This window comes from Armatimonas sp. (assembly GCF_043760365.1).
In the GTDB taxonomy this organism is placed as follows: Bacteria; Armatimonadota; Armatimonadia; order Armatimonadales; family Armatimonadaceae; genus Armatimonas.
In genome coordinates, this window is record NZ_JAYUPA010000762.1 from 1 (window position 1) to 3,468 (window position 3,468).

The 3,468-nt window shown below is 58.2% G+C and carries 3 protein-coding genes; 2 read left to right on the top strand and 1 reads right to left on the bottom strand.

Features of this window, described 5'->3' with window-relative positions; genetic code table 11:
* On the bottom strand, positions 1–400 hold a 400-nt coding region (locus ACH2EH_RS18245), incomplete at its 3' end, for a hypothetical protein (RefSeq protein ID WP_395143848.1).
* Between the two features lie 250 nt (positions 401–650).
* Between ACH2EH_RS18245 and ACH2EH_RS18250 the strand changes: the two genes are divergently transcribed.
* Positions 651–1,979 (top strand): clostripain-related cysteine peptidase, encoded by a 1,329-nt coding sequence (locus ACH2EH_RS18250; RefSeq protein WP_395143849.1) that lies wholly within the window; start codon positions 651–653, stop codon positions 1,977–1,979.
* A 66-nt stretch (positions 1,980–2,045) separates the two neighbouring features.
* Positions 2,046–3,296 (top strand): Gfo/Idh/MocA family protein, encoded by a 1,251-nt coding sequence (locus ACH2EH_RS18255; protein WP_395143851.1) that lies wholly within the window; start codon positions 2,046–2,048, stop codon positions 3,294–3,296.
* Positions 3,297–3,468: the final 172 nt, after the last annotated feature.

Below are 3,468 nucleotides of genomic sequence, written 5' to 3' on the forward strand. Positions count from 1 at the left end.
AGGGCTCTCGTGAGAACAGTGCATCAAAAAGGAGCGCGAACAAGTCCCGCGTCACATCGTCCGCATCCGCTTCCGGGAGCCGCCACTTGGCAAGCTGCCGGGCGATATGCCCGCTCACACGTTCCGTTAAGAGTTCCGCAAGCTGCCACGCCGTTTCATCATCGCCTCTCGCTGTGCACTCTCGCAAGGCATAGACCAAGGTCTCTTCCCGAAGCCGGTCAGGAGTGCCTGCTGGATGCCGCGCCAGAAGCACTTCTTTTCGTGTACGCTGTCCGAGGCTGCAAAGCCTGTAGATTTCCTCCTCAGCGTGCCGCTCACGGTGGTAGAGGCTTCCGTCGTCCTTGCGGGTACGGGTGAGAGGTTTATAGACCCACCTATCTGTTTTTTGTACATCAATCATGAGGCATACTGTTTGGGAAATGGAAAACCCGGAAAAGGTATTTTTACGAGTTTTGTTCCAGGTATGATGGAAACACCAACTTCATTATAGCCTGTGGAACTAACTCTGCCGATAATAGAGTTAAGCCGCAGACTCTGTCACAAAGACACACGGTATGAAGTTTGAAGCATTAGCTTGCCGAATGTATCAGAAAGTGTTGAAAGGCATTCCTAGAAGTAGAGGTACTGCGATGAGGAGATGGACGTTGAGCATGACACGAAAAGAGTTACTCTCTCTGCTGGGAGTGAGCGCAATGACACTGGCCCTAGCGGGCTGTGGAGGGGGCGGTGGAACCGTCATTCCTCCGGCGGCAGATTTGCTAGACGGAGGCCGCGTCGTCGGACAGGCGGGTTGGACAGTTCAGAAGAGTGTGGGGGTACAGCCCAAGAAAAAATGGACGGTGCTGGTGTTCATCAACGGAGCCAATGACCTAGAGACCTACGGCGTTCTCAACATGAACCAACTGGAGAAAATTGGCTCGACAGCGGATGTCAATATTGTGACGCAGTTCAAGCGGATCGGGGGGCGCTTCGATAACTCCAATGGCGACTGGAGCGACACACGCCGCTTCTATGTCCGCCGCGATAGCGAGGAAGCTTTTGTCAACTCACAGGTACTGTCCCAGAAAAATAATGTGGACATGGGCGATGCCAGCATACTTCAGGAGTTTGTGAACTGGGGTGTCGAGACATTCCCGGCAGAGCGCTACAATCTGGTGATCTGGAACCACGGGGCGGGCTGGCGCTCGGTGAAGACGCGTGCACAGCGGCCACCCGTCACCCGTGGAGTCTCCTACGACGACACCACAAACAATCATATTGACACGACTGCGCTACCAGGGGCCATTGTTCATCCCGAGGGGAAGAAGTGGGACTTGCTGAGCGTGGACTGCTCGCTGATGCAGATGATCGAGGTGCTCTATGAGTGGCGCAGCACCGCCGATTACATTGTCGGCTCCGAAGAATCTCCTCCCGGTGAGGGATACGCCTACGACCTGACCATTGGCAAGCTAGTAGGCAATCCCCTGATGGACGGCCGGGAGCTGGCGATTCACTACGCGGATGACACAGCAACGCGCTTTGCCAACCAGTACGGCATTACGCAGTCCGTGATCGAGACGACAAAAATCGCGCCGATTGTTAGCGCAATGAACGACTTGGGCGCGACTCTGCTGGATCTTAAAGTGAGCGCAGCAACCGAGATCAGCCTGGCACGGGAAGATGCCCAGTCCTACGAATACGCGGAGAATAAAGACCTGCTGCACTTCCTGGATCGCCTTGAGGTCCGGGTCAATGATGCGGAGCTCAAGCGCAAGACGGCAGCACTACGCGCCGCGATGAAGGCGGCGATTGTCCGCAATGTCACGACGAAGCAGTTCACGCCAAACTCTCAGGGAATCGCCGCCTTCTTGCCCACCCCAAATCGCTATAAAACGATTGATATTGAGCAGGCCAATGGTTTTGGGCAGCGCTACACCAAGCTGAAGCTGGCACAAGATGCTGCAAGCTGGCAGGCGTTTCTCGCCGACGGCCCCCGGTAAGACCCTCGCTTCGATAAAGGAAATCCTCCGGTACACACCGAATGGTGAGTGCAGGAGGATTTTTTCATGCCATTTCGTCTGGCGCTGGTGGGGTGTGGGGGACAAGCGGGTGGGGATGTGCCCAATATCGCCTCGCACAAAGAGGTGAAGATTGTCGCGGTTTGTGACCCGGACAAGGGAGCACAGGCACGCTTTGGGGAGCGCTACGGTGTTCCTGAGTCGGCGCGGTTTGCCGACTATACGAAGCTGCTCAATACTGTGGAGTGCGATGCGGTCTTCTGCGCCACACCGGATCACATGCACGCCGCCGTGGGGCTGAAGGCACTCTCACTGGGCCGCCATGCCTACGTCCAGAAACCCCTCACCCGCGGGGTCGGTGAGGCGCGCGCAATGCGTCTGGCTGCAGAAAAACATCCGAAGTCCGCCACTCAGATGGGCATCCAGATCCACGGCGAAGGCTCCTACCGCACTGCGATGGCTTGGCTCCAGGCAGGGGTGCTGGGAAATATCCAGGAGATCCACTCGTTCTGTGGCAAGGGCTGGGGCGGTGTCCCTGCCCCGCGCATGGCCGAGCCTCCTCCCGCGAATCTGGACTGGAACCTCTACTGTGGTGTCAGCCGGAAAGTGGGCTTTATTCCTCAAGAGTTTCACCCGGGCAACTGGCGGCGCTGGCAGAACTTTGGCACGGGAACCCTGGGCGACATGGCCTGCCATATTCTGGACCCCGTGCTTGCGGGCACGCGCCTGACGACCCCACTCTCGGTGGTGAGCCACCTGGAGGCTCCGCCCAATGTGCTGAACTATCCCTACAACGCCCATATTACCTGGCAGCTCGCGGGGACGCGCAACACGGCGCGCACCGTCGCTCTGCACTGGTACCACGGCGACACGCGCCCCGCCAAGAGCCTCCTGCCTGAGCTGTTTGAGGAACTCAATACCGGTTCGGTCGTGATTGGGGAGCACGGAAAGATGGTCGTGCCGCACTGGGCGACCCCCTCTGTGTGGGACAACAGCGGCAAGCGTGTGGAGAAACTCCCGCCCAAAGTGGAGTCGGTGAGCCACTACCACGAGTGGGTAGATGTCGCGCTGGGCCGTATCCCCGGCCACGGCTCAACTCCGGGCAAGTGTAGCACCCACTTTGGCTACTCCGGTCCGCTCACCGAGATCGTCCTGATGGGCAATATCGCGTCGTGGCAGCCCAAAAAAGTTCTCAGCTTCAACGCCGATGCCTGCCAGTTCCATGGCGAGGGCGCAAGCGATGCCAACTTCCGCGTCCTGCCGCTCTACGGCCGCGACTGGAACCCGCTAGCGGCGTAATCGTAGTCACAGAGGGCTTCGTCGGTCGTCTTCATGAACGGCTTTGGCGAGGCCCTTTTGGGTCATTGCCTACTCTAGACGCGTTTTCCGCCGCACCAGTCGGCGAAGATGAGCTCGGGGCTGGTTAAAATACGCTTGAGATTGCGTGGGGCATCCATGCTCCCAATGCAGA